At 41.6% G+C, this 23,807-nt stretch carries 17 protein-coding genes; 6 read left to right on the forward strand and 11 right to left on the reverse strand.

All coding sequences use genetic code 11. From position 1 onward, the window contains the following. Window positions 1-11 precede the first annotated feature (11 nt). Entirely contained in the window at window positions 12-1,130 is a 1,119-nt protein-coding gene (gene porV / locus BLU33_RS01520; protein ID WP_091368132.1) for a type IX secretion system outer membrane channel protein PorV, read from the forward strand. 4 nt (window positions 1,131-1,134) lie between these two features. Continuing rightward, window positions 1,135-1,620 (forward strand): 2-C-methyl-D-erythritol 2,4-cyclodiphosphate synthase, encoded by a 486-nt coding sequence (gene ispF, locus BLU33_RS01525; RefSeq protein ID WP_232009369.1) that lies wholly within the window; start codon window positions 1,135-1,137, stop codon window positions 1,618-1,620. A 48-nt stretch (window positions 1,621-1,668) separates the two neighbouring features. Here ispF and BLU33_RS01530 read toward each other — a convergent pair whose 3' ends face one another. The 9 genes from BLU33_RS01530 to typA form a co-directional block, all read right to left on the reverse strand. Then, window positions 1,669-2,586: a glycosyltransferase gene (locus BLU33_RS01530; protein WP_091368135.1), complete on the reverse strand. Its 918-nt coding sequence runs from the start codon at window positions 2,584-2,586 to the stop codon at window positions 1,669-1,671. 80 nt (window positions 2,587-2,666) lie between these two features. Then, window positions 2,667-3,644, reverse strand: coding sequence for a PorP/SprF family type IX secretion system membrane protein (locus tag BLU33_RS01535; RefSeq protein ID WP_091368138.1), 978 nt, complete (start codon window positions 3,642-3,644; stop codon window positions 2,667-2,669). A 17-nt stretch (window positions 3,645-3,661) separates the two neighbouring features. Continuing rightward, entirely contained in the window at window positions 3,662-8,242 is a 4,581-nt protein-coding gene (locus BLU33_RS01540; protein ID WP_091368142.1) for an Ig-like domain-containing protein, read from the reverse strand. Window positions 8,243-8,327: 85 nt separating this feature from the next. Further along, window positions 8,328-9,824 (reverse strand): lipopolysaccharide biosynthesis protein, encoded by a 1,497-nt coding sequence (locus tag BLU33_RS01545; RefSeq protein ID WP_091368146.1) that lies wholly within the window; start codon window positions 9,822-9,824, stop codon window positions 8,328-8,330. Between the two features lie 4 nt (window positions 9,825-9,828). Then, a complete protein-coding gene (locus BLU33_RS01550) occupies window positions 9,829-10,593 on the reverse strand; it encodes a TylF/MycF/NovP-related O-methyltransferase (protein ID WP_091368149.1) in 765 nt (254 codons plus the stop codon). Further along, entirely contained in the window at window positions 10,590-11,717 is a 1,128-nt protein-coding gene (locus BLU33_RS01555; RefSeq protein WP_091368154.1) for a glycosyltransferase, read from the reverse strand. Before BLU33_RS01555 ends, BLU33_RS01550 begins: the two co-directional genes overlap by 4 nt. Continuing rightward, the gene (locus BLU33_RS01560; protein ID WP_091368157.1) at window positions 11,717-12,409 is read right to left on the reverse strand and encodes a class I SAM-dependent methyltransferase; all 693 of its coding nucleotides are present in this window, start codon (window positions 12,407-12,409) and stop codon (window positions 11,717-11,719) included. The genes BLU33_RS01555 and BLU33_RS01560 overlap by 1 nt, the downstream gene beginning before the upstream one ends. A 516-nt stretch (window positions 12,410-12,925) precedes the next feature. Further along, a complete protein-coding gene (locus BLU33_RS01565) occupies window positions 12,926-14,416 on the reverse strand; it encodes a LamG domain-containing protein (protein ID WP_091368160.1) in 1,491 nt (496 codons plus the stop codon). A gap of 173 nt (window positions 14,417-14,589) precedes the next feature. Continuing rightward, the gene (typA, locus tag BLU33_RS01570; protein WP_091368163.1) at window positions 14,590-16,401 is read right to left on the reverse strand and encodes a translational GTPase TypA; all 1,812 of its coding nucleotides are present in this window, start codon (window positions 16,399-16,401) and stop codon (window positions 14,590-14,592) included. Between the two features lie 433 nt (window positions 16,402-16,834). Between typA and BLU33_RS01575 the strand changes: the two genes are divergently transcribed. The 4 genes from BLU33_RS01575 (at window position 16,835) to BLU33_RS01590 (ending at window position 22,220) form a co-directional block, all read left to right on the forward strand. Beyond that, window positions 16,835-17,557, forward strand: a complete 723-nt coding sequence (locus BLU33_RS01575) for an MIP family channel protein (RefSeq protein WP_091368166.1) — start codon at window positions 16,835-16,837, stop codon at window positions 17,555-17,557. A 114-nt stretch (window positions 17,558-17,671) separates the two neighbouring features. After that, entirely contained in the window at window positions 17,672-18,508 is an 837-nt protein-coding gene (locus tag BLU33_RS01580; protein WP_091380079.1) for a type 1 glutamine amidotransferase, read from the forward strand. A 174-nt stretch (window positions 18,509-18,682) separates the two neighbouring features. Next, a complete protein-coding gene (locus BLU33_RS25665) occupies window positions 18,683-18,781 on the forward strand; it encodes a hypothetical protein (RefSeq protein WP_394331801.1) in 99 nt (32 codons plus the stop codon). Window positions 18,782-18,845: 64 nt separating this feature from the next. Further along, a complete protein-coding gene (locus tag BLU33_RS01590) occupies window positions 18,846-22,220 on the forward strand; it encodes a glycosyltransferase (protein WP_091368172.1) in 3,375 nt (1,124 codons plus the stop codon). A 184-nt stretch (window positions 22,221-22,404) separates the two neighbouring features. Here BLU33_RS01590 and BLU33_RS01595 read toward each other — a convergent pair whose 3' ends face one another. Both BLU33_RS01595 and BLU33_RS01600 read right to left on the reverse strand, forming a co-directional pair. Further along, window positions 22,405-23,151 (reverse strand): class I SAM-dependent methyltransferase, encoded by a 747-nt coding sequence (locus BLU33_RS01595; RefSeq protein ID WP_091368176.1) that lies wholly within the window; start codon window positions 23,149-23,151, stop codon window positions 22,405-22,407. Between the two features lie 15 nt (window positions 23,152-23,166). Then, window positions 23,167-23,685: a serine acetyltransferase gene (locus BLU33_RS01600; RefSeq protein WP_091368178.1), complete on the reverse strand. Its 519-nt coding sequence runs from the start codon at window positions 23,683-23,685 to the stop codon at window positions 23,167-23,169. Between the last annotated feature and the right edge of the window lie 122 nt (window positions 23,686-23,807).

The raw sequence follows: 23,807 nt of genomic DNA on the forward strand, positions 1-23,807 counted from the left end.
CAATACATTCAATGAGGTTTTTCTACAATAGAATTACTATTGTTTTAGTAATAATATTATCCCCCTTTTTAGTTACTGCACAAACTAGTACTAACGGAAGTAATGCTAATGCAATAGCAACAGCGGTCCCTTTTTTAACCATATCACCCGATTCACGCTCCGGAGCCTTAGGAGATGCAGGGGTAGCCATATCACCCGATGTTAATGCAAACTACTGGAACCCATCGAAACTGGCATTTATTGAAAGCGATAATAGTTTTTCACTATCATATAGCCCATGGCTGCGTAATTTAGTGCCCGATATCAGTTTATCATACCTAAGTTATGCCCATAAGCTTGATGATAGGAATGCTATTGGCTTATCTTTGCGCTACTTTAACATAGGCACCATAGCTTTAACAGATGGCAATGGTAATTCACTGGGTAACTTTACACCTTCTGAATTTTCTATCGACGGGTCATTCGCCCGTAAGTTTGGTGAGAATTTTTCACTGGGTTTAACATTGCGTTATATACATTCAAATTTATCAAACGGATCGGCCTCAACCCCCAATCAGGGAGAGAAAGCGGGCAATGCCGTTGCCGCCGATGTATCAGCATACTATAAAAACCCAACACAGGAATTTGGCACTGATGCCTTGTTTGCTTTTGGTGTTGATATTTCAAACATTGGTACAAAGATCAGTTATTCGGATAATGGCCCGTCATATTTTTTACCGACTAATTTAAAAGCAGGTATAGCCAACACCTGGTATATTGATAATGCCAACGATGTAACATTTGCACTTGATATTAATAAATTATTGGTTCCTACAAACGCTGGCAGCGATGTTTCTGTACCTGCAGGCATATTTCAGTCGTTCTCTGATGCGCCCTTAAGTACAGAATTTCATGAAATATACTACTCAGCAGGGTTAGAGTACACGTATGACAAAGCCCTGGCATTAAGAGCAGGTTATTTTTATCAAAGCCCTAGCGAGGGTGGTCGTAACTACCTTACTTTGGGTGTGGGCGTAAAATACCAGGAATTCGGGTTTGATTTTGCTTATCTGGCAGCCAGTCAGGCAAACAGTCCTTTAGCTAACACATTACGTTTTACCTTATCGGCCAATTTTGGCGGCACTAAATAATAAAGTGGCAAAAATAAAAGTAGGTTTTGGTTTTGATGTGCACCAGTTAAGGGAGCAGCATCCGTTTGTTTTAGGCGGCGTAAATCTTGAACATCACTCCGGTGCGTTTGGTCATTCTGATGCCGATGTATTACTGCATGCCATTTGTGATGCCTTGCTGGGCGCAGCTAATCTGCGGGATATTGGTTATCATTTCTCAAATAAGGATGATCGTTGGAAAGGCATCAGTAGCTTAATCCTATTGCAGCATGTTGTAGTACTGTTAAAGGAAAAAGGCTGGCAAATAGGTAATATTGATGCCATGGTATGCCTTGAAGCACCAAAAATAAATCCCCATATCCCCGCCATGCAGGCTAATATTGCCAAGGCCGCAGGTATAAGTGAGGATGATATCTCCATTAAAGCTACCACCAACGAACAATTAGGCTTCATCGGTCGCGAAGAAGGTATTGTTGCCTACGCGGTTTGTTTGATTGAAAAAGAAGGATAATTCTGCTTTAAAAAGCGTGCACGCGTTATTTCAATTACACCCGGTTTTTTATTTTTTTATAAAATACCTTACCCGCAGCTGCTTTATAAACACAATTCCCCGCTTCACTAAGCTTCCTTTTCGATTCTTGAGGAAAGACCTGATAGCCTGGTGAGCCTGTTCATCTTCCTTAATAGAGTTCGGGAATTGTTTAACAGGTTTTTGGGCGATCTTTACCTGGTAGGTGTTCTCAATATTGGAGTGTACACCACTGCCATCGTGCCCTATGTTGTGCACCAGCGAGTGCGATGGGTTGAGCGTTAGTCCGCCATTTAAAAATATAGACGCGTACCAGCGTATGGCCCAGGAATTATTTTTGCCTGTTTTAAACTCCTGCATCTGTTTCCAGAAATTCATGGTGCCATCAATAGAGAACTGATGGATCTTCTGCTTATCGAACTGATTGATGAGCTTGTCAATATCCGGTTCAAAATCTTTCCAGGCGTGGGCCCAGGTTGCCCATCCCCAGCTGGTGGCAATGCGATAAAAAAATGTTTCGGGCAGGCTTTTATCGTCCAGATCGAACATATAGGAACCGATGTGCATTACCTTTTCTTCGGCAGCGTAGCGGGTAAGCGCTTCGTTAAAATATTCAAGGGTATAGGGTGATGAAAGCAGGTCATCCTCAAAAACAATCACCTTACCGTATTCCTTTATCAGCTGACTAACCCCATCAATAATTGAATTAGCCAACCCCTTATTTTGTTTGCTGCTAATTACCTTAACCGATTTAAACCCTGTTACCTCCTTAGCCAGTTGCCTTACCTGTTCAACTTTAGCCTGATCCGCATCGGTTTTGGCACCATCTGAGAAGATAAAAAGCCGCGATTCCTCGGCCAGTACATTCTTCTGCAAATAGTTTAAGGTGCGACGGGTATGGTCGGGCCGATTATAAACGAATAAAGCTATCGGGGCAAGGTTTTGCATTTTTTTATAACCGGATTAAAATGATGCAACGAAAGTAAAATTATAAGCTCAGGATTTCAAAAACTTATACCATAATTCTGTTAAAAAGCAGGGCAAACTACATCTCGGTTTACCGAATTACCACGAAATACATAACTTATGGATAATTCAATGCCTCCCTGTGAGTTTGATGCAGTCCGCAACGCTGATGTGTTCAGATCATAGCTTAAGCCAATAGTGGTATTGCTAAAGTGATAGCCAACATCAAGTATGGCCGCATCATTAAAACGATACATGGCCCCTAATATAAATGCATTGTTATTATCCGCCCTAAACTCCGAATTTATACCAAGGTCTTTTTCCTGAGCTTTTTGCTGGCGCATGTAAATAAAATGCGGGGTAAAATAAATGCCTTCATCTGCCGCTAAACGCACGCCGCCATGCACAGTAAGGCGCATGGGTAAGCTGCTTTTCGCGCTTTCGGTAGCAAATGGATCGCTGGGCTGATTAAGGTGAAATAAGCTTACACCACCAAAAATATTTGCCGCCTCTGCAGGGTCGCTGTCATCATAATAAATACCTGCACCGGCATCAAAAACACTAACACCATTTGAAGCAAAATTTTCATTACTGGGGAGGGAGGGGTCATAACCTATCAAAGGATTGTACTGATCATCAAGCTGAAGCTTATTTATATCAAAAGTGCGGCTGATAATACCTGCCTGTACGCCAAAATGTACCTGCTTGTAATTATTATCAGATACATTTATGACATAGCTTAACGATCCGTAGGCCGTAAGGTAATTAAAACCCGCGCTCCCGGCAGATTCATCCAATATATTAACACCGATACTTAACTTATTGGTAGCCTTGAAATCAGCAGATACGGCTGTAGTTTGATAGGCATTGTTAATTGTGGCCCACTGATCTTTATAATTAGCCATAATGCGTATATCACCATCAAAAACGCCTGTTAACGCCGGGTTTAACCATAGCGGATACGCGTAGTACTGCGAAAAATGCGGATCTATTTGTGCTTTTACCCGGCTTACAATTACAACCTGTAACAGTACTGCCATTGCGATTATTATCTTCTTCACTTTAACAGTGTAATTGTTCCTTTTTTAGTTACTTGTTGTCCATCATTCATTACCGCCTGCACATAGTACACATACACGCCAACGGGTTGCTTGGTGCCTTTATAAGTGCCATCCCAACCGACACTTTGACTGGTTGATTTAAACAGCATTTCGCCCCACTGGTCGTATACATAAAAATTCAGGCTTTTTATCTCTTCACTATGTACATAAACCACATCGTTTACACCATCACCGTTAGGTGTAAAGGCATTGGCCACGTAAATAAGATCATGTACCGAATTATGCGCTACACCGGTAACCGCTGTTGAGCTGCCGCTAAGCTGGCAGGTTGATGCACCTGTAGCCTCAACCATTATAGTTACACTTTCGCCTAATTTAAGTCCGGTTATGGTATGCGTTAAACCCGAAGTTCCGGAGCTTGGCGTGTTAAATGTCACTCCGCCGTCCATACTCACCTGGTATCCGCTGGCACCATCTACAGCACCCCAGCTAAAAGTAACGGTAGTGACAGTAGTGCCACCAACCGTCACTACAGGTGCTGCTAATTGCTGGTACATGGTCACAGTGGCTATAGAGCGTGTGACTGATATACATCCGGTAGTATTATTTACTGCTTCGGCATAATAAATTGCATTATTGTTTAAAACAGGTGTTTTAAAATTACTGCCTGTAGCCAATGGAGTAGTAGAGGCGTTAGAAGTATACCAGCTTATGGTAGCATCAGGATCAGAGCTGGATGCCACAATTGTACTGCTGGTACCGGGACATATAGAGATATTTTGTGTAATAATACCAGGTGTTGGCGTAACAATAACGCTTGCCGCAGTACGCACTGCCGAAGTACAGCTATTACTATTAACAGCCTCCACATAATAAGTGGTACTTGATGATAATTGAGGGGTTGAAAAATCAGTACCCGTAAATACCGATGTACCACCGGTTGCAGTATTGTACCAGTTATAAGTAATGCCAGACTGTGGACTGGCAACGCTTAACGAAGCCTGTGTACCTGAACAAATAGATACCGGGCTTTTTACAACAGCAGGTGTAACCGGAAGTGCAATTACGTTAACCTGCACGCTGCCCATGGATGGCGTAGTACATGGGCCATTTACCGCCTCAATATAAAAAGTAGTATTTGCATTTATTAGCTTAATTGTGTACGACGGGCCTGTAAACAATAAATTAGTTTTTGTTGCAGAATCATACCAATTATACACTACACCTGTTTGCGGATTGTTTATCGAAAGTGATGTAGTACTTCCCGAACATACAGATACCGTTGGCGAAACCGGCGTAGGTGTTACAGGCGGCTGTGTAACGTTAACCTGTACTGCGGTACGCGTTATAGATGTACAACCGCCAATGTTACTCATCGCTTCAACATAATAAGTAGTTGAAGTAGCTAAGGCTGACGTAGTATAAGAATTGCCCGACGCAAGCAATGTGCCGCCGGTAGCTGCTGCATACCAGTTATAGGTAAGATTAGCCTGCGGGCTTGTAACTGCCAGGGTTGCGGTTGAGCCACTGCAAATGCCCGCTGGTGATGATGCTTGCGGAGCTACGGGTAAATCAATAGGGGTAATAATTACCTGCGTTCTGCTTGCGCTGGTGCAACTGTTAGCATTTACCGCTTCGGCATAATAGGTATTATCTGTCAGATCAGTTTGCTTATACGATGTACCTGTACCCAGCAAAGTACCACCGGTAGCTGCAGCATACCAATTATAGGTTAAACCAGCCTGTGGGGTAGCAATATTGAGTGTGGAGGCGGTACCACTACATACGGGCAAAGGTGTTTGTATCTGCGGGGCTGCCGGTAGCGGGATAACGGTAATGTCAAATTTTGTACGGGTGGCACTTATGCAACCTGTTGTATTTACATTTTCAACATAATAAGTGGTATTTTGGGTAAGGGCACCAGTGACAAAGGTTACCCCGCTACCTACAGCTGTTCCGCCGGTTGGCACAGTATACCAGTTGTAATGGCCATCCTGCGGGGCATCATCTGTTAAAGTTAACGAACTGCCATAACATGTTGATACACTATTAGTAGCTAAAGCGGGTGCCGATGGCAAGGCAACAACAGTTACCTGAACAGTTGCTAATGAAGTGCTTGTACATGAACCATTGGTAGCCTCGATATAATAAGTAGTGTTGCTTGTTAAAAGGCCCGTTGTATAGTTTGTACCTGTGTGCAACAGCGTGGTTTTAGCCGGTGAATCGTACCAGTTATAGGTTACACCCGCCTGAGGATTTGATACGGAAAGCCCAACACCGCTGCCTGTACATATGCTTACTGCCGCTGCTGTGGAAACAGGTGTGGCAGGGGTGGGTGAAATAGTGATTGTTACGGTATTACTATATGATGGACATTGCCCCGATGTTATCATCCGCCTGTAATAAGTGGTACTGCTTATTGCTGAGGGATCATAATCTTTAGCTATGGCGCCGTTGATATTAACAAAGGTTGTGTTATCTGTTGAACTTTGCCATTGATAGGGATAGGTTGCTAGCCCCCCGGTAGGTGTGCTGCCCGTAATTGAAGATGGATCACCATTGGAACAAAAAGCAATTACAGCAGGTGCGATAATAGTATTATTTAAAATGGCTGCATTTATTGTAACATCAAAATAAGAATCGTAACTGGTTACCCCCTGAATAATAACTTGCCTGCGATAGTTGTAAATAATTGCAGCACCTGTATTATTGTTTAAAACCGGAGTTGTATAGTTAACCTCATTGTTTGTGCCAGGCGCACTGGCCCAGACATTATTTTGTGATATCTGCCATAAGTAACTTGTAGGAGTAGATGTCTTTATCTCTCCATACCAGGTAGCCACATCTCCTGAGCACACATATTCTGCCTGCGGAATAGCCCCTGCAGCAAACACCACATTAACCGTGTAGTTAAGCGATGAACAATTCGCCGAAAGGGTATAGGTTACTGCATTAGTGAAATCCTGTGCAGCACCCGATACCGGAGCAAGTGTTACACCGCTGGTATAGGCTACAGTTGGCACCAATGCTTTAACATTTGTACCTGCCGGAACCGTAACTGTTATGATCAGGTTTGTTTGGTCGATAACTGCAGGCGAGCTTTGTTGAGGAATTGAAAACCCGGTAATTTGAGCTTGTGCCGATGCAACACTCTGCGTATATTTAGCTAAAAAGCAATCCCTGCTGCCGCTTTGCGCTGTACGGATTACCGGGGTACATGCTGATGCGCTGAAATTTACAGTAGAACAAAAGCCCCCTGTATATAAAACATCGTTATTGTTATCGATAGCTACATTTCTACCGAGGTTTTGACTACAACTGTTATTACCCCCGTTAAATGCCCATTTATAGTTAAGATTTGAATCGTATTTAGCCAGGAAAAAATCCTGAAGCCCATGATCAGAAACAAGCGCATTGGAGGTAGCTGAGGGGTCGAAGTCAATTGTGCCGCTAAAATATCCCGACACATAAACATAATCATCCTTACTGCATACTATACCATAATTAAATATACTCCCCCCGCTGCCGCCTACATCATTAACAGATTGAAAAACACCTGCCGAAGAGTATTTAGATAAAAAAATATCCTGGCTGCCAGAGGGATTAAGCGTAACTGTTCCAAAATTCATCTGGGACGTAAATGGACCATCAATATAAATATCATCTTTTGAATTAATACACAAATTGGTATTATCGCCAACAACCGTTCCGGTAAAAGATTTCACCCATATTAAAATACCTGATGGGCTGTATTTGGCAATATATGTAGAGTTACCATTGCCATTTAAGTTATAAGCTGTGCCAAGAGGGTTAAAATTATCGTTACTTTCAAAATGGCCGCATACTACCGTATTATTTTGGCTATCAAACTCACTGAATATACTTTCAGAGCGGGTAGCATCAGGCAGGTTAATTGCCCATAACACGTTACCATTGGGATCATATTTAACAGTTAAAGCATTAAAAGATCCGCTTGTAGATGAGTAACTTTTTCCACCGAGAGAAAATGATGATTCAAATCGCAAACACTGTACAATGTTTCCCTGACTATCAGACGCAACGTGAGCGCCATAATCAGTACTACTACCACCTACCGATTTAGCCCATACAAAGCCGCCGTTAGTATTAAGTTTAATAACAAACGCGTCCCAGTCGCCCCCGTTTTGTATAGTGGCAGAACCAAAATTAATACTTGTTGAATTGTATTGCCCGCTGATTATCGGGTTACCATTGATATCAACAGTCATGGAATTTACCTGGTCGGTTCCATCGCCCCCAAAACTTTTGGCCCAAATTAAAGCGCCTGCCGATGTATATTTTGCAACGAAAATATCAAACCCGCCGCCTGAAGCTGTTAAATTATATACGCCAGCTGAAGGGTCAAAATCGGCGGTACCATCATAGAAACCGGCAACGTAAACGTTATTTTGTTTATCAACTTTTACTGCCGATGAGATACAATTTGAGGTGGGGCCACCAATATCATCAACCCACTTTGGGGTAGCGATCTGGCACATACTCAACAAGGGAATAAATAGCAATACTGTGATAAGTAAAGTCCGTACGAACTTAATCATGTGTTTAGGGTGCCAATAGTTTAAGACTATAATAATAGTAATAAGCTGGCGGAATTTCTAATTTAATTACCGGAATTGTACACTTTTACCGGGTCAACTTCAGCCCTTTTAAAGTTTTATCTATTTTTTCATTAAAATCTTCCGAAATATGGCAGAAGTAGGTTAGTAAGCCATAAACAATTGCTGTGAAGCCACTCCGCATAGCTATATCCAGGTATAAATTCGGCATCCGCCAAAAATATTTACCTGCAAAATAACTGGCAATACTTATAAAAATAACAACAAGATGCTTATAAGTGAACGGTTGCATTTTAAACCTGTACTTAATATAAAACCAGGTACAAAAGTTAATACCGGTAACCGTTAGCAAATAGGCTATTGCCGATCCCATACCTTTGTATTTGGGTATCAGCAAATAATTTAACCCTATACAAAATATGCTGGCAATTATAATTAAAACTGTAATTAGCCTGTACTTATGAGAGGTTGTGATGATATAGGTATTTAATCCGCCGGTAATATCAACTAAAAAGCCAAGTCCAATCACTAAAAAGAGGCTAAAGTATTTTGGATCAGTGAAATCTTTATTCCGGGCTACCGTATATAAATTTTCCCGGTTTATAATTATCCCAATAAAAAGAAGACAGCCTATAACCATCTGAATAATGGAAGTTTTAGCATACACTTCGGCAATATTCGCCATGTTTTTTGATTTCCAGGCATCTGCCACTATTGCATAAGTTGTTCGGCTAAGCGCCTGCGCGGGTACACTTATCAGGATTGCTATATTAAAATACCAGCTGTAAACTCCCTGTATAGAATCGCCAGCCATTGAGCTGAGCATTAAGGTATCTACCTTTTGAAGCAGTACATATATAGCGCTCGATACCAGTGTAAATAAGCCAAAATTTACGATCTCTGCCTTTTTTATGCTTTTAAAACGATAATCATCAACCTTGCGGCTGAAGTTGCCTGAGGCAAAAAGACTAATTAAAAGCAATAAAGATATAAGGCCGTTACTTCCTATATAGAGAAATATAAAATCGTGAAAATTTATCCATCCTGCTGCAATCATTAATAAATACCCCGTAGTAAGCAAACGCAACAGCACATTTTGCAGAATATTGGAATAAATGGTTTTATAAACCACCCTTCCTGTCATTTCAAGATAACTGAAACTTACTACAAAAAAAGATAACGGTATGAGGTAATAATAATATTGGGCAAATAACGGCGATTTGTTGGCGGTATAAGCTCCTAATATTATTGGCTTAAGCAATATATATAGTATTGTAGCGCCTGTAAAGCCAATAAGTGTAAGTATTGCAACCCAATGTATAAAACCATTGTGCCTGCGATCTTCAGTACGATAAAATGGGAAATACTTAGCGATGATGCTAGGACCGCCCATTGATGAAACGAGTGAATACAGAACCGATACGCTGATGATCAGGTTATAAAAACCATATTCGGCGGTATTGGTGAAGAAAGGGAAAAGCAAAACCGTATTTATATAAGCTATTGCCATACCCGCGTAGGAGACAATAGTATTTTTATAGGCCTGCTTTTTTACTATCCCCATAACACTAATACTTTACACCTATACGCCCGGTATAATCTATCCTGTTTAATAACAACGGGAGCTTTTGTGCCTCAATATATTCATCCACTGCCTGGCGGGCGCCTTCCCAATGGCCGTAATCATCAATAATGATCACACCTCCCGGCACCAATAAAGGATATAAATGCTTTAATTCGTGCGCTGTTGATTCATACCAGTCGGTATCTAAACGCAGAAGCGCTATTTTACCGGGTATGGTTTGCGGGATAGTATCTTCTACCTTACCTTTTACATAATGTACCTTACTATCGGGGTATTTTAAAGTTCCAACATTTTGCTGCACTTCCTCTAAGGCTGAATAACACCAAACTGATGTAGGGTCGTTACGATCGGTACTATTCATTAACTCATCAGCAGCGGTACCTGTAAATACTTTATCAACTTCTGTAGGTTCCGACATGCCCTCAAAGGTATCATACAGGTAAATCTCCCTGCTTTTATCGCCCGCTTTAATTAACGTATCAATAGCTGCCATTGTACTGCCGCCACGCCATACGCCGCACTCTACAAAATCACCTGCAATGTTATTTTTAACCAGGTAATTTACCGCATTGCATAATGAGGCAATACGCTCAGGCGTTGTCATGGTATATTGCTTTACGCGGTGGTAAGTATCTAAAGTCGACTGATCAAAATCAGCAGGTAAACCATCAACCACTAAACGGCTATCCGGCTTAACTAAATCATATCCAAATTTCTTCACAAACGAACGAACGAACTTCCGTATCATATCTTCTTTTTTAATGCTTGCTCAAGCAGGCCTGTTAAGGTAATTATTCTGTTTTTTATCTCATAATTTTCACGGATGTAAGCTGCTTCCTTTGCTCCAAGCCTTGAAGCCAAAGCAACATCGTCCGCGATTGTTATCATATGCTCAGCCATACCGCTGATGTCATACTCGTTAACTAAATAGCCGGTTTCGCCATCAACAACGGCCTCTTTAATACCTGTATGCCGGGTACTTACAATAGCCAGGCCCGATGATCCGGCTTCCAGTATGCTCACCGGGGTACCTTCCTTATCGCCACTGCGGGCAGTAACCGAATGCTGTACAAAGCAACGCGACTGCTGTATCAGTTCCTTTATCTGTCCGGTGTTCAGTCTCCCTGTTAAAGTAACATTTTTTTCGAGGCAGAGATCATGCACCAATTGTTTGGTTTCATCAAACAGTGGCCCTTCACCCACCATCCATAATTTAGCATCGGCGAACTTATTAGCTACTATTTTAAAAGCTTTTACTACCGATATCGGCGATTTCTTCTCCACAAATCGGCCAACCGCCAAAAAGTTCCGGGCCGAATTTGAAATATCGAGCTGCGGAAACAATTCCGTATCAACCCCGCATGAAGCATGGACTATCTTCTCAGCCGGTGCGCCTAATTGTTTAAGTGCTTCTGCCATATCACCTGATACCGCTATGATCCAACTGGCATAAGCAAAAGCTTTTTTATATAGATCATGGTACTGCGAAACCGTATCGCGGTGATGTGCATCGGCACCATGGAAGTGAATGATAAGCGGCACATTCGCCAAACGGCAGGCCTCAGTAACCATTGCTCCCACCATACCATACTCAGCAAAAACTATATCTATGTTTTGTTCCTTAAAATAGTTGGCCAATGCCCTGGTACGTACCCTGATATTTTGGCGCTTAAATATTTTTTTTTGAATAAGGTAGCTTAGCAAACCAAATTTTGAGCGGATAAGAAATTTACCCTCATCATCATAAACGGGGAAAGCACCTCCATAAAGCACCTTTTTATTACCAGGTAAACGATTAATATGCTCCTGGATAAAGGTTTCTGAAAATGCGTCCTTATTAGGCTTAATAATGCAGAGGTTAAATGACTCCATTACACCGTATCCAATGGTTTTTGTGCAATTACAATGTATAATGAAGCATCCCTGTCGCGTTGTTGCTGGGTGTTGATCTTATCAAACAAGCCTATAAATCCCTGCATTACAAAAGCAATTGACGGGTACAAAAATTTTGGAGATTTATTTAAAATAGCATCCTGAAACAGCTGTATACCACTTGCCGCCAAACCCATAATACCGTGAAACGAGGTGATTTTAAATTTTTCAGCTTCAACTGTTTTTCTTAAACCGGCACTTGTCCAACGCCAGTAATCGTTTGGTGTTGGGTGATAGAACCAGTAACCGTGTGTAGTTAATATCATAGTACCACCCGGTTTTAAAATACGATAAGCCTCCTGCAAATACCCTGATGGCGTATCTACATGCTCCAATACCTGGTTCGATAATATGATGTCAACATAATTATCAGGCAGGGTAGTTTTACTGTCAAATCCAATATGATGTTCTGCCTTGGGGTTCATTTCCAGATCGATACCCAGGTATTTGCCAACCTTGGGCTCAATAACCGAACGGTACGGCATATCACCACAACCAAAGTCTGCCAGTAATAAATTTTTATTGTCAGCTGTTAGCTCATCAATTATTTTTATAGTAGCATCCCTTAGCCTGGTAAGGTGTACATAACGTGTATGAAATATGGTTGGGTTTAACCGGTCGTTACCTTTCATCCGGCGAATTTAAAGTTTTTTATCGAGGTGCTTAAAAATACTTGCCTTTTCAGTTACAACAAGCTTACTAATTTGGCAAAAGATATAACGCCAATACTTGTTTATTAGAAAGTGCCCTGTTATATATCCGCATATCATCCCATTTATCTTTCAAAAAACGAGCACCTGTAATTATAACTGGTACCAACATACATTAATGCAGTACCTATATTGATTGGCGATGATGAACTATCAGTAGTTGCGTCTCCAGATTTATCTAAATAAAGTTTAGCTTTTTTTAGAAACACTATAAATGGCTGTAACTATATGCCATTTAGTAGCATCCTTTTTTATCTGACCGGCTGCACATGGATCATTATCCGCTGAAATTGAATAATTAACTACGCCTGCAACTCCTATATAATTGGTTAAATCGCCATAGGGGCATTTACACCTACCAAAATAAGGAGGCTGCTCCCTGATTTAGAGACAGCCTCCTTAATTAAGTAATCATAAACCTTTAGTTATAATTATTATTTAGTTTAGTGCGTTATAAAGTTGATTAATTTCAGTAGCGGTGACAGCACGGCTATAAATACGGATATCATTAAGTGATCCATTAAAAAAATAGCTGGTTCCGATACTTGGATTATCCGCGCCAATATAAAGCATTGCGGTTATTGAGGCATTTGCCTTTGATATATTGATAGTACTATCGCTTAATGCACCATCTACATAAATACGAAGTTTTTGATGATCACCATAGCTATAAGTACTGGTTACCATATGCCAGCTATTAAGGCCAATAACGGTTGCTCCTACTGCATTGGTACTTCCACCACCCGGGCCATAGCTGAGCACTCCGATTGGGCTTCCTAAATTGCCTGTGACACTCATGTTCCAGCCATTGTTAGCCCCTGTAATTCTCTTGCTCAATAAAACTGAACCATACGAACTATTATATGCAGCTATTTTAACCCATGCATTTAAGGTAAAGGAAGTATCGTTTAAGCGAAGGGCCGCATTGTCCGGCACAGAGACGTAGCTGCTTGTTCCGTTAAAACTATAAGCGCCGATAGGGTTGCCAAACCTGTCTGAGGTAGTGGTTACTGTACTTAATGTACCGTTGTTACCATTACCCGATAGGTCATTGGCGGTATTTGTAAGTGGCCAATAAGCTACCAGTCCTGCTGTAGGAGCTGTAGTAGCATTATAAAGTTGATTAATTTCAGTAGGGGTGATAGCACGGCTATAAATACGGATATCATTAAGTGATCCATTAAAAAAATAACTGGTTCCGATACTTGGATTATCCGCGCCAATATAAAGCATTGCGGTTATTGAGGCATTTGCCTTTGATATATTGATAGTACTATCGCTTAATGCACCATCTACATAAATACGAAGTTTTTGATGATTACCATAGCTATAAGTACTGGTTACCATATGCCAGCTATTAAGGCCAATAACGGTTGCTCCTACTGCATTGGTACTTCCACCACCCGGACCATAGCTGAGCACTCCGATTGGACTTCCTAAATTGCCTGTGACGCTCATGTTCCAGCCATTGTTAGCCCCTGTAATTCTCTTGCTCAATAAAACTGAACCATACGAACTATTATATGCGGCTATTTTAACCCATGCATTTAAGGTAAAGGAAGTATCGTTTAAGCGAAGGGCCGCATTGTCCGGCACAGAGACGTAGCTGCTTGTTCCGTTAAAACTATAAGCGCCAGTAGAATTGCCAAACCTGTCTGAGGTAGTGGTTACTGTACTTAATGTACCATTATTACCATTACCTGATAGGTCATAAGCAGTATTTGCAAATGTCCAATAAGCTACTAAGCCATTAGAAATTGTGCTTGGGATAGCATTCAACGATCGATCTTTCAGATTGAGCTTTTTAGTTGAACTTAGTGGGGTAGTAGAATCACTTTTTTTACATGATGAGAATGCTGTAATAAGAACAGCGACCCCTAAAACCATCCTGGTTATAGGGGAAATTTGTGGTGAAGAATAGGTTTTCATACTTGATTTTTTGTGAAAAGGTAACTAAAGGTTTATTCTGTAAATATATAATAACTACAGAATAAACAAAATTATCTATATATTAAATAATTAATCTATATGAAAATATAGTACGCAAAAAAGCCGGATTCATTTATTTGAATCCGGCTTTTTAGTATTGGTTAATTATATTCTTATTGCGACTGGAATTTCTTAGCGTTGATCCTTCTTTCATTTTCATTCAGATAGATCTTGCGTAAGCGAATGCTTTGCGGCGTAACTTCGATGTACTCATCAGCCTGTATGTATTCCATTGATTCTTCCAATGAGAATTTGATAGCAGGTGCTATACGAACGTTGGTATCGCTACCTGATGCACGCATGTTGGTTAACTGCTTGCCTTTAGTAAGGTTAATGACCAAATCGTTATCGCGGATGTGCTCGCCTAATACCTGGCCTTCGTAAACTTCAACTCCCGGATCGATGTGGAAACGACCACGATCCTGTAATTTATCAATAGCGAAGGCAGTGGTTTTACCGGTATCCATTGATACCAATACACCATTTAAACGACCCGGGATCTGACCTTTCCATGGTTCGTATGCTTTAAAGCGGTGAGCCATGATAGCTTCGCCACCCGTTGCTGTTAATACGTTGTTACGTAAACCAATGATACCACGTGCAGGGATATCAAACTCTAAGTGCTGTAAATCGCCTTTTGGCTCCATTACTAACAGATCGCCTTTACGTTGTGTTACCAGTTCGATAACCTTACCAGCAACATCGCCCGGTACATCAACAATAAGGGTTTCAACCGGCTCACATTTAACACCATCAATTTCTTTGATGATAACCTGTGGCTGGCCTACCTGTAACTCATAACCTTCGCGGCGCATAGTCTCTATCAATACTGATAAATGGAGAATACCACGGCCATACACTAAGTATGAATCAGGCGATTCGGTTTCAACAACCTTAAGCGCCAGGTTTTTTTCCATCTCTTTGTACAAACGGTCGCGCAAGTGGCGTGAAGTAACAAATTTACCTTCTTTACCAAAGAATGGTGAAGTATTGATGGTGAATAGCATGTTCATGGTAGGCTCATCAATATGGATAACTTCCAGTTGTTCCGGTTTATCAAAATCGGCAATAGTATCGCCAATATCAAAACCTTCAATACCTACAACTGCGCAAATATCGCCTGAACTTACTTCTGTAGCCTTAACTTTACCTAAGCCTTCAAAAGTATATAATTCCTTTATTCTTGATTTCTGGATTCTGCCATCACGTTTAACCAGCGATACCGGCATGTTTTCCTTAATAGTACCACGTGCAACACGACCAACCGCGATACGGCCTACGAAAGATGAATAATCTAACGAAGTGATCTGCATTTGCAAAGTACCTTCAGCTATTGGTGCCGGTGGAATGTTTTCCAGGATAGCATCCATTAACGGGAAGATATCAGTTGTTGGTTGTTTCCAATCTGTGCTCATCCAGCCTTGTTTTGATGAACCGTAGATAACCGGGAAATCCAGTTGATCTTCAGTTGCTTCAAGGTTGAAGAACAATTCAAATATTTGTTCATAAACTTCTTCAGGGCGACAGTTTTCCTTATCAACCTTGTTTACAACAACAATTGGTTTTAAGCCTAAAGCCAAAGCCTTTTGCGTTACAAAACGGGTTTGAGGCATAGCGCCTTCAAAAGCATCGCAAAGTAACAAAACGCCATCGGCCATTTTTAATACACGTTCAACCTCACCGCCAAAGTCGGCGTGACCAGGTGTATCAATGATGTTGATCTTAACATCTTTGTACATTACCGAAACGTTTTTTGATACGATGGTAATACCACGTTCACGTTCCAGGTCATTGTTATCCAGTATCAGTTCACCGGTTGATTCGTTGTCCCTAAAAATTGAACAAGCATGTAGAATTTTATCAACCAGAGTAGTCTTACCGTGGTCAACGTGAGCGATAATCGCTATGTTTCTTATTTTTTGCATGAAAATGCGCCTCTAAATTTGGCGCAAAGGTACGGTTAATATATGAGATTTTAAAGCGAATGCAAATGATTGAGTAATAATGACAAATGATTGAGCTATTTAGCCTGAAATTAATGCGGCTAAAGCAGGTATTGAAACATAAAATTGGGTCAATAAAACCCACGTATCTGGTAGGTACACGGAAATTGAATTTTGCTTTTTTTTAATTCCCTCCCCACGGTAGGGGTTTCATTAAACCCCTACCTCCTCCTTCCCCAGGGAAGGAATCGCACATTGCCACCTCTCATAAAACCCTCTTGTCTGCCGCCTAATCCTACCTAACCAAAAAATCTAACTGTTTATTCCCCTATAAAACATTGTTTATCAATTATAAAATATCCTACCTTTATTATACCAATTAATTTTATTTCTACTCACGTAAATCAATCACATTATGAAAAAGTATCTAGCCGAGTTCATCGGGACGTTTTCTTTAGTATTGTTTGGATGCGGCGCTGCCGTAGTAGCCGGTAAATCAATTCCAATAACTGTTGCAGATGCACCTGCAGGCATAGGTCTGTTAGGCATAGCGTTAGCGTTTGGTTTTGCGGTTGTTGTAATGTGCTATGCAATAGGGCCAATCTCAGGGTGTCATATTAACCCTGCTATTACCATCGCTATGCTCGTAGCAAAAAAAATAAGTTTTATAGATACCATTGGGTATATTATAGCACAATTAGCGGGTGCAACTATAGCAGCATTAGCGCTGTTGGAGATTCAAAAAGGTGCACCGGGTTTTGCCATGGGCGAGTGGGCGCTCGGCTCAAACGGGTGGGGGCCTGGCTATTTGGGTAATTATACAACCGTTGCCGCTTTCATTACCGAAACCCTGCTTACTTTCCTGTTCCTGTTTGTAATTTTTGCCACTACTTCTAAATTAGGCAATAGTAACATGGCCGGTCTGGCAATAGGGCTTACCCTGGTGCTCATACATTTGGTAGCCATACCTATAACAGGCACATCGGTAAACCCGGCACGCAGTTTTGGGCCTGCTATACTGGCGGGCGGCAAAGCACTGGGGCAATTATGGCTGTTTATTGTCGCGCCAATACTGGGTGGTATTATTGCGGCTTTAGTATGGCGGGGCCTATTTGAAACCGCAAAAGAAGCCGCCTGATAACCGATTATTGTCAGGTATAGCTGCTGATTTTAGCCATTTACAGCAAAATAATAGTTTTGTGGATGTTTTGAATTATATTACATCCACAAAACTTAAAGTAGCTTAATGCCCATGGCAAAAACAGGCAGACCCATTAAAGTGGCCATATTAGATCTGTATGATGGCCTTGAGAACGATGCGATACGCAGCTTTCAGGATATACTGGAGCGCTATAAGGCAAAGAACGATCTTGAGCTGACCTATGAACTGTTCGAGGTGCGCAAAAGATGCGAGATGCCGGGATTGGAATTTGATATTTATATAGCCAGCGGTGGGCCGGGGAGTCCGCTGGATACGGAGGGCTCGGAGTGGGAGAAAAAGTATTTTAATTTGATCGGTGAATTAGAAAATCACAATCTTTCCGATGATCCGCAGAAAAAATATGGCTTTTTTGTTTGTCACTCCTTTCAGCTCATGTGCCGCCACTATAAACTGGGGTATATTAATGAGCGCCGCACAACCTCGTTTGGCATATTGCCGGTACATAAAACTTCGGCAGGTTTAAATGAGCCTGTTTTTGATGATCTTACCGATCCTTTTTACGCCGTTGATTCGCGCTGCTGGCAGGTGATCCACCCCAATGAAAAACAATTTACCGACCTGGGCATGCAACTGTTGGCTATAGAAAAGGAACGCCCGCATATTGATCTGCCACAGGCCATGATGGCTGTGCGTTACAGCGATTATTTTATCGGCACACAGTTTCACCCCGAAGCTGACCCCGAAGTCATGAGGGCAATGCTATTAAAACCACATAAGAAAAAGGAAGTGGTTGACGAACACGGACTCGATAAATACAATGAAATGCTTGAGCTGCTTGATGATGCCGATAAATTAGCACATACACAAAACACCATGATCCCGAACTTTTTGGATGAAGCAGTGTTGAGTTTACAGGAAGATGAATAAGCAACGTGTTTAATTGGTTTATAACAGTTTACAATTACCTGTAATTTAGCCATATACTATTTGTGACGTCTTTGCGTATATATATAAGTTAAAATGTATTAAATTTGTGACATGAATTTCCAGGTTATAATTATACTAGTCCTTTTTGTTGCGGCCATATTTTATGTGGGCCGTATGATGTATAGGAGCCTTTCTTCTAAAAAAAGCTGCGGCAGCAACTGCAAGTGCGGGGTTGATTTTTCAGGCATTGAAACTGATAAAACACATAAATAAACCATATATAGCTTATATAAGCCCTCAACCTAACCAATAATTTTTCCTAAATTTAATTTACTGCATGGCAGATAAACAAGTTTTTCAAGCCGACTCTAAAGGTAGATGGACCCGTTTTAAATGGCTTAGCCGGGTGTTAATAATTGTAATGATAGCCGCTATTGTAGCGGCAGCTATTGCTATCACCTCAAAAAAATATCCGGCATTACCCAACCTTAATGAGGCCCCGAAAGCCTTAACCAAAGAAAGCATTGAGGCGTTAAAAAAGACGCCCAAATACAAAAAGTTCACCATACAGGTTAATGAAATTAAAAAGCTGGCCCGCCAAAAGCGCCTGCACCAACTGAAACAGCCGAATAATAAAGACCGTATAAATGCCGGCTTCTACATGGCATGGGACCCCCAGGCTTATAGCTCGCTCGAAGATCATATTGCAAGGCTGGATATGGTGGTTAGCGAGGGCTTTACTATAACGCCCAATGCTGATACCGTTACTGCACATATCGACACAGGTCTGATAAGGCTTAACAAAAAATATAAAAAACCGGTTTTAATATCGCTATCAAACTATATCAATACCACTAATACCACCGGTGGTTTTGATACCAAGGATGTTGACCGCATTATAAAAAGTAAAAAATCACGCGCTACATTTATCAGTAGCATTGCTTCCCAATTAAACAGATACAATTTTAAAGGGGTTGATCTTGATTTTGATAATATTAAAGACCGCAACAATCCAACTTACGTTGAGTTTGAAAAGGAGCTTTACAGCACTTTGCATCCACTAGGCTTACTGGTTACTCAAAATGTAATACCCGATGATGAGCAATATGATTTAGTGCAGTTACAGCATTATAATGATTTCCTGTTCATTATGGCTATCGATCAGCATGACGAGAACAGCAACCCGGGCGATCTTTCGGATCAGCGCTGGGTAGAGGAGATTTTGGATAGGGTGTGTTCAAAAATACCAAGTGAAAAAGTTATTTTAACTATTGCCGGTGGCGCTTACGACTGGCCCGAGGGTAGCGTAGGCAAAGCGATAGGCTATCAGCAGGCTATCAGTACCGCGCAGGAGCAACAAAGCAAGATCACGTATGATAAGCAATCGGCTAACCTTAACTATAATTATAGCGACCAGGACGGCAATGCGCATACGGTTTACTTTACCGATGCAGCCACAAACTTTAACATTGTGCGTATGGCGGATGACTGGGCAACCGGCGGCGTGGCTTTATGGCGCTTAGGGTCAGAAGATCCGCGCTTATGGACATTCTTTCAGAAAAACTTATCTATCGACTCCCTGCATAAAACAGGCGTGGATATGAAAGGCTTAACCGATGTTGGTTTAAATAACCGGATCTCCTACACCGGCGACGGCGAAGTACTTGACTTGGTAACCACACCGGTTGCAGGTAAAATCAATGTGAGTTTGGATACCAACAGCTATGTTATAACCAACCAACAATACATTAAACTGCCAACCAAATATGTAATAAGGCGGTATGGCTATGCGCCGGGTAAAATAGTACTGACATTTGATGACGGCCCCGATCCTGAATTTACGCCACAAATATTAGATATATTAAAAAGGGAGCATGTGCCCGCTGCATTTTTTGTAGTAGGCTCTATGGCCGAAAAAAATATACAGATACTGAGGCGGGAGTTTGATGAAGGCTACGAAATTGGTAACCACACTTTCTTTCACCCCGATATTTCAACCATTAGCTTACAGCGGGTAAACTTTGAGCTGAATGCAACACGCAGTATCATTGAATCGGTAACAGGCAGGAGCACCATCCTGTTCAGGCCGCCATACAATGCTGATGCTGAACCGCAAACACTGGCCGAAATTATCCCGGTGGCTGAAGCACGCCGCCAAAGCTATATTACCGTAGGCGAATCTATCGACCCATGGGACTGGTATCCCGGCGTTACCGCCGATAGCATTGTTGCCCGTGTTGAGGCGCAAAAGGATGCAGGCTCGTTCCTGTTACTGCACGATGCAGGCGGCGAAACCCGTGAGGAAACTGTAAAGGCATTGCCACGTATTATACACTTTTTCAAGAGTCATGGTTACCAGTTTACCACCATTGCCGATGTATTGCATAAAACCAAAGGCGAACTGATGCCCCCTATAAAGGATGAGGCTAACAGCGGTATAACCGGCTTGTTCTACAACATCTATATCAATGGGTTCTTTTATGTAAACTGGTTTTTAATATACCTGTTCTTAACCGCTATATTCCTGGCATTGGCACGTGTGCTTTTGATCGGTATACTGGCGTTAAGGCAATATTTCGACAGCAAAAAATATAAAGGGCTACCTGTTGACAGGGACTTGCTGCCGGCAGTAAGTATTATTGTACCTGCTTATAACGAGGAGGTAACCGCTGCCAAAACTATTGAAAGCTTATTAAAAACGGATTACCCGCGTTTCGAGATCATATTTGTAAATGATGGTTCAAAGGATAAAACCTTTGAGGTAATGAATGCAGCTTATGGCGATCATCCTTTAGTTAAGGTGCTCGATAAGCCAAATGGCGGTAAGGCATCGGCGCTGAATTTTGGTATAAGCCATGCACAACATGCGTTTGTGGTATGTATTGATGCCGATACACAGCTAAAAACAGATGCCGTTTATCACCTCATGACCTATTTTACCGATGAGGAAATCGGTGCCGTAGCCGGAACTGTAAAAGTGGGTAATGCCAACAACATTATAACCAACTTCCAGTCGATAGAGTACATCACCGCCCAGAATATGGACAGGCGGGCCTTTGACCTCATCAACAGTATAACCGTTGTACCGGGAGCTATCGGAGCATTCAGGAAATCAGCCATATTTAAGGCAGGTGGCTTTACCTATGATACTTTGGCCGAGGATTGTGACCTTACCATGCGCATATTAAAGGCTGATTACATCGTAAAAAATTGTGCTGAGGCCATTGCTTATACCGAAGCGCCCGAAACGCTTAACGCGTTGCTAAAACAACGTTTCCGCTGGAGTTTTGGGGTAATACAAAGTTTCTGGAAAAATAAGGATGCCCTGTTCAACAAGAAATATAAGTTCTTCGGAATGGTGGGTATGCCTAACATATTATTGTTCCAGATCATATTGCCATTGTTCTCTCCGCTGGCGGATCTGATGATGATCTTCGGATTATTGGGCGGCAAACCAGGTAAAATATTATTCTACTATGTAGTGTTTGTTTTGGTTGACTTTCTGGTAGGCATCATTGCGTTCTGGATGGAAAAGGAGAACTACAGGAAATTGCTCTATATCATCCCGCAAAGGTTCATATGGCGCCAGCTCATGTATTACATCCTGTTTAAAGCTATCCGCAAGGCACTCAAGGGTGAGTTAAGCGGTTGGGGTACAGTAAAACGTACCGGTAATGTAACCATGACTGACGAGGCGGCGGCGAAACCATAATTGATGCTTCGTTCCTCGTTGTATTATTGCGGGGAACGAAGCAATATTATTGAGGCAATTAATTAAAAATGTCATTGCGAGCGATAGCGCGGCAACCTCGTAGCTTGCATATATAAACGCGACGAGGTTGCTTCGTCGTTCCTCCTCGCAATGACACGGGGGTATAATGACAATAGAAAATAATTTACATCTCCGCCTTTACAACAATATAAGGCGATAATGCTTTTGATTTGGCTGACGACAGCTTACTGGCTACTTTAACACCGACCCATACCGCCTTTACCACCGCTTTAGCAATAGCTGATTTTTGTTCCTTATTCTCCAGCCATACGGTGTATTTGCCGTGGTAGTAAGTTTCAATATTTTTTAGTCCTAAAGCTTTGCAGGTTTCGGCTAGGAAAGCTGGGTCCATGCTCTCAATATAGTGCTTATTATAATTATCAAGGTCGAATTTGCGCTGTACCCAGCCGTTAACACCGGTAAAGTTGGGCAGGGTGATAAACAAGGTGCCGCCCGGTTTTAAAAATTGCAGGTGGGTGTTAATGATAGATTTTGTATCGCTGAAATGCTCTATCAAGCCAAAAGAAAGCACAAGGTCGTATTTCTCCTGTGGTGTGTATTTGAACAAGTCGGCCTCAATTATATTGATGTCGCCTTCCTGCAGGCCATTCTTTTCCAGCAGTTGCTTTACCAGTCCCTCATGTACGTAATAATCAAAAAGGGTGGTGGTTAAGTGCTCGTATTTTTTTAGGTAGATAGAATAGTATCCCGGGAAACCACCCAGCTCAATGGCTGTTTTTATGCCTTTCTTTTTTATCAGCCCCGCTAAAATATCGCCGAAAACATAATCGGGTTTTAAATAAAAAATAAGATCCTTTTTTGATTCCCAAAAAGATTTCCAGAACGAACGGTCGGTTAAATTATTCTCCATTAATTGATAGCTATTTTAGCTGATATCCTCATTTTTCTTTTCCAGTATCCGCGCCGGGTTACCCACTATTATGCAATCTGATGGAAAGCTCTTAGTTACTACTGAACCGGCGCCGATGATCACATTATCGCCGATAGTGATATCACCTATGATGCACACATTGGCGCCAATATCCACATTATTTCCTATTACAGGGCACTTAGTAAAGCTGCCGTTGGCCAGTTTTTTATGTCCGATAGTGGTAGAGTTCCGGAGCACGCAGTTATCGCCTATAACAACTCCCTGGTTAACCACCAGCGCATGACCGTGGTATAACGATAAACCTTTGCCAACGGTAAGTTTTCGCGGTAGCTCAATGCCCCAAACCCAATCAACCCAATAACGGTACCACAGCAGGTAAAGTATAAAAATTACTTTCAGTAGCATCGACCGGTTAATGAGCTGCACCAGCCTGAACATAAACAGCACCAGTTGCGCCTTGAAATTTTTGCGGTTTGCCTGCCGATCCTGGAATAAGTATGAAAAAAAGTTCATTTACCGGGCGTTTTCTGTGTGTTTTATTAGCGCAATCAAAAGTAAAATTTTTCAGCAGAAAAATGCCCCCCTGTAGAGACACAATATTTTGTGCCTCTTTTATAGAAAAAGATTGCATTTCG

The organism is Mucilaginibacter mallensis, from assembly GCF_900105165.1.
Taxonomy (GTDB): domain Bacteria; phylum Bacteroidota; class Bacteroidia; order Sphingobacteriales; family Sphingobacteriaceae; genus Mucilaginibacter; species Mucilaginibacter mallensis.

Excerpts from the sequence above, each read along its gene's own strand:
- porV (WP_091368132.1), top strand. The coding sequence starts at position 12 with ATGAGGTTTTTCTACAATAGAATTACTATTGTTTTAGTAATAATATTA.
- BLU33_RS01530 (WP_091368135.1), bottom strand. The coding sequence starts at position 2,586 with ATGCAAAACCTTGCCCCGATAGCTTTATTCGTTTATAATCGGCCCGAC.
- BLU33_RS01535 (WP_091368138.1), bottom strand. The coding sequence starts at position 3,644 with ATGGCAGTACTGTTACAGGTTGTAATTGTAAGCCGGGTAAAAGCACAA.
- BLU33_RS01540 (WP_091368142.1), bottom strand. The coding sequence starts at position 8,242 with ATGATTAAGTTCGTACGGACTTTACTTATCACAGTATTGCTATTTATT.
- BLU33_RS01545 (WP_091368146.1), bottom strand. The coding sequence starts at position 9,824 with ATGGGGATAGTAAAAAAGCAGGCCTATAAAAATACTATTGTCTCCTAC.
- BLU33_RS01550 (WP_091368149.1), bottom strand. The coding sequence starts at position 10,593 with ATGATACGGAAGTTCGTTCGTTCGTTTGTGAAGAAATTTGGATATGAT.
- BLU33_RS01555 (WP_091368154.1), bottom strand. The coding sequence starts at position 11,717 with ATGGAGTCATTTAACCTCTGCATTATTAAGCCTAATAAGGACGCATTT.
- BLU33_RS01560 (WP_091368157.1), bottom strand. The coding sequence starts at position 12,409 with ATGAAAGGTAACGACCGGTTAAACCCAACCATATTTCATACACGTTAT.
- BLU33_RS01565 (WP_091368160.1), bottom strand. The coding sequence starts at position 14,416 with ATGAAAACCTATTCTTCACCACAAATTTCCCCTATAACCAGGATGGTT.
- typA (WP_091368163.1), bottom strand. The coding sequence starts at position 16,401 with ATGCAAAAAATAAGAAACATAGCGATTATCGCTCACGTTGACCACGGT.
- BLU33_RS01575 (WP_091368166.1), top strand. The coding sequence starts at position 16,835 with ATGAAAAAGTATCTAGCCGAGTTCATCGGGACGTTTTCTTTAGTATTG.
- BLU33_RS01580 (WP_091380079.1), top strand. The coding sequence starts at position 17,672 with ATGGCAAAAACAGGCAGACCCATTAAAGTGGCCATATTAGATCTGTAT.
- BLU33_RS25665 (WP_394331801.1), top strand. The coding sequence starts at position 18,683 with ATGATGTATAGGAGCCTTTCTTCTAAAAAAAGCTGCGGCAGCAACTGC.
- BLU33_RS01590 (WP_091368172.1), top strand. The coding sequence starts at position 18,846 with ATGGCAGATAAACAAGTTTTTCAAGCCGACTCTAAAGGTAGATGGACC.
- BLU33_RS01595 (WP_091368176.1), bottom strand. The coding sequence starts at position 23,151 with ATGGAGAATAATTTAACCGACCGTTCGTTCTGGAAATCTTTTTGGGAA.
- BLU33_RS01600 (WP_091368178.1), bottom strand. The coding sequence starts at position 23,685 with ATGAACTTTTTTTCATACTTATTCCAGGATCGGCAGGCAAACCGCAAA.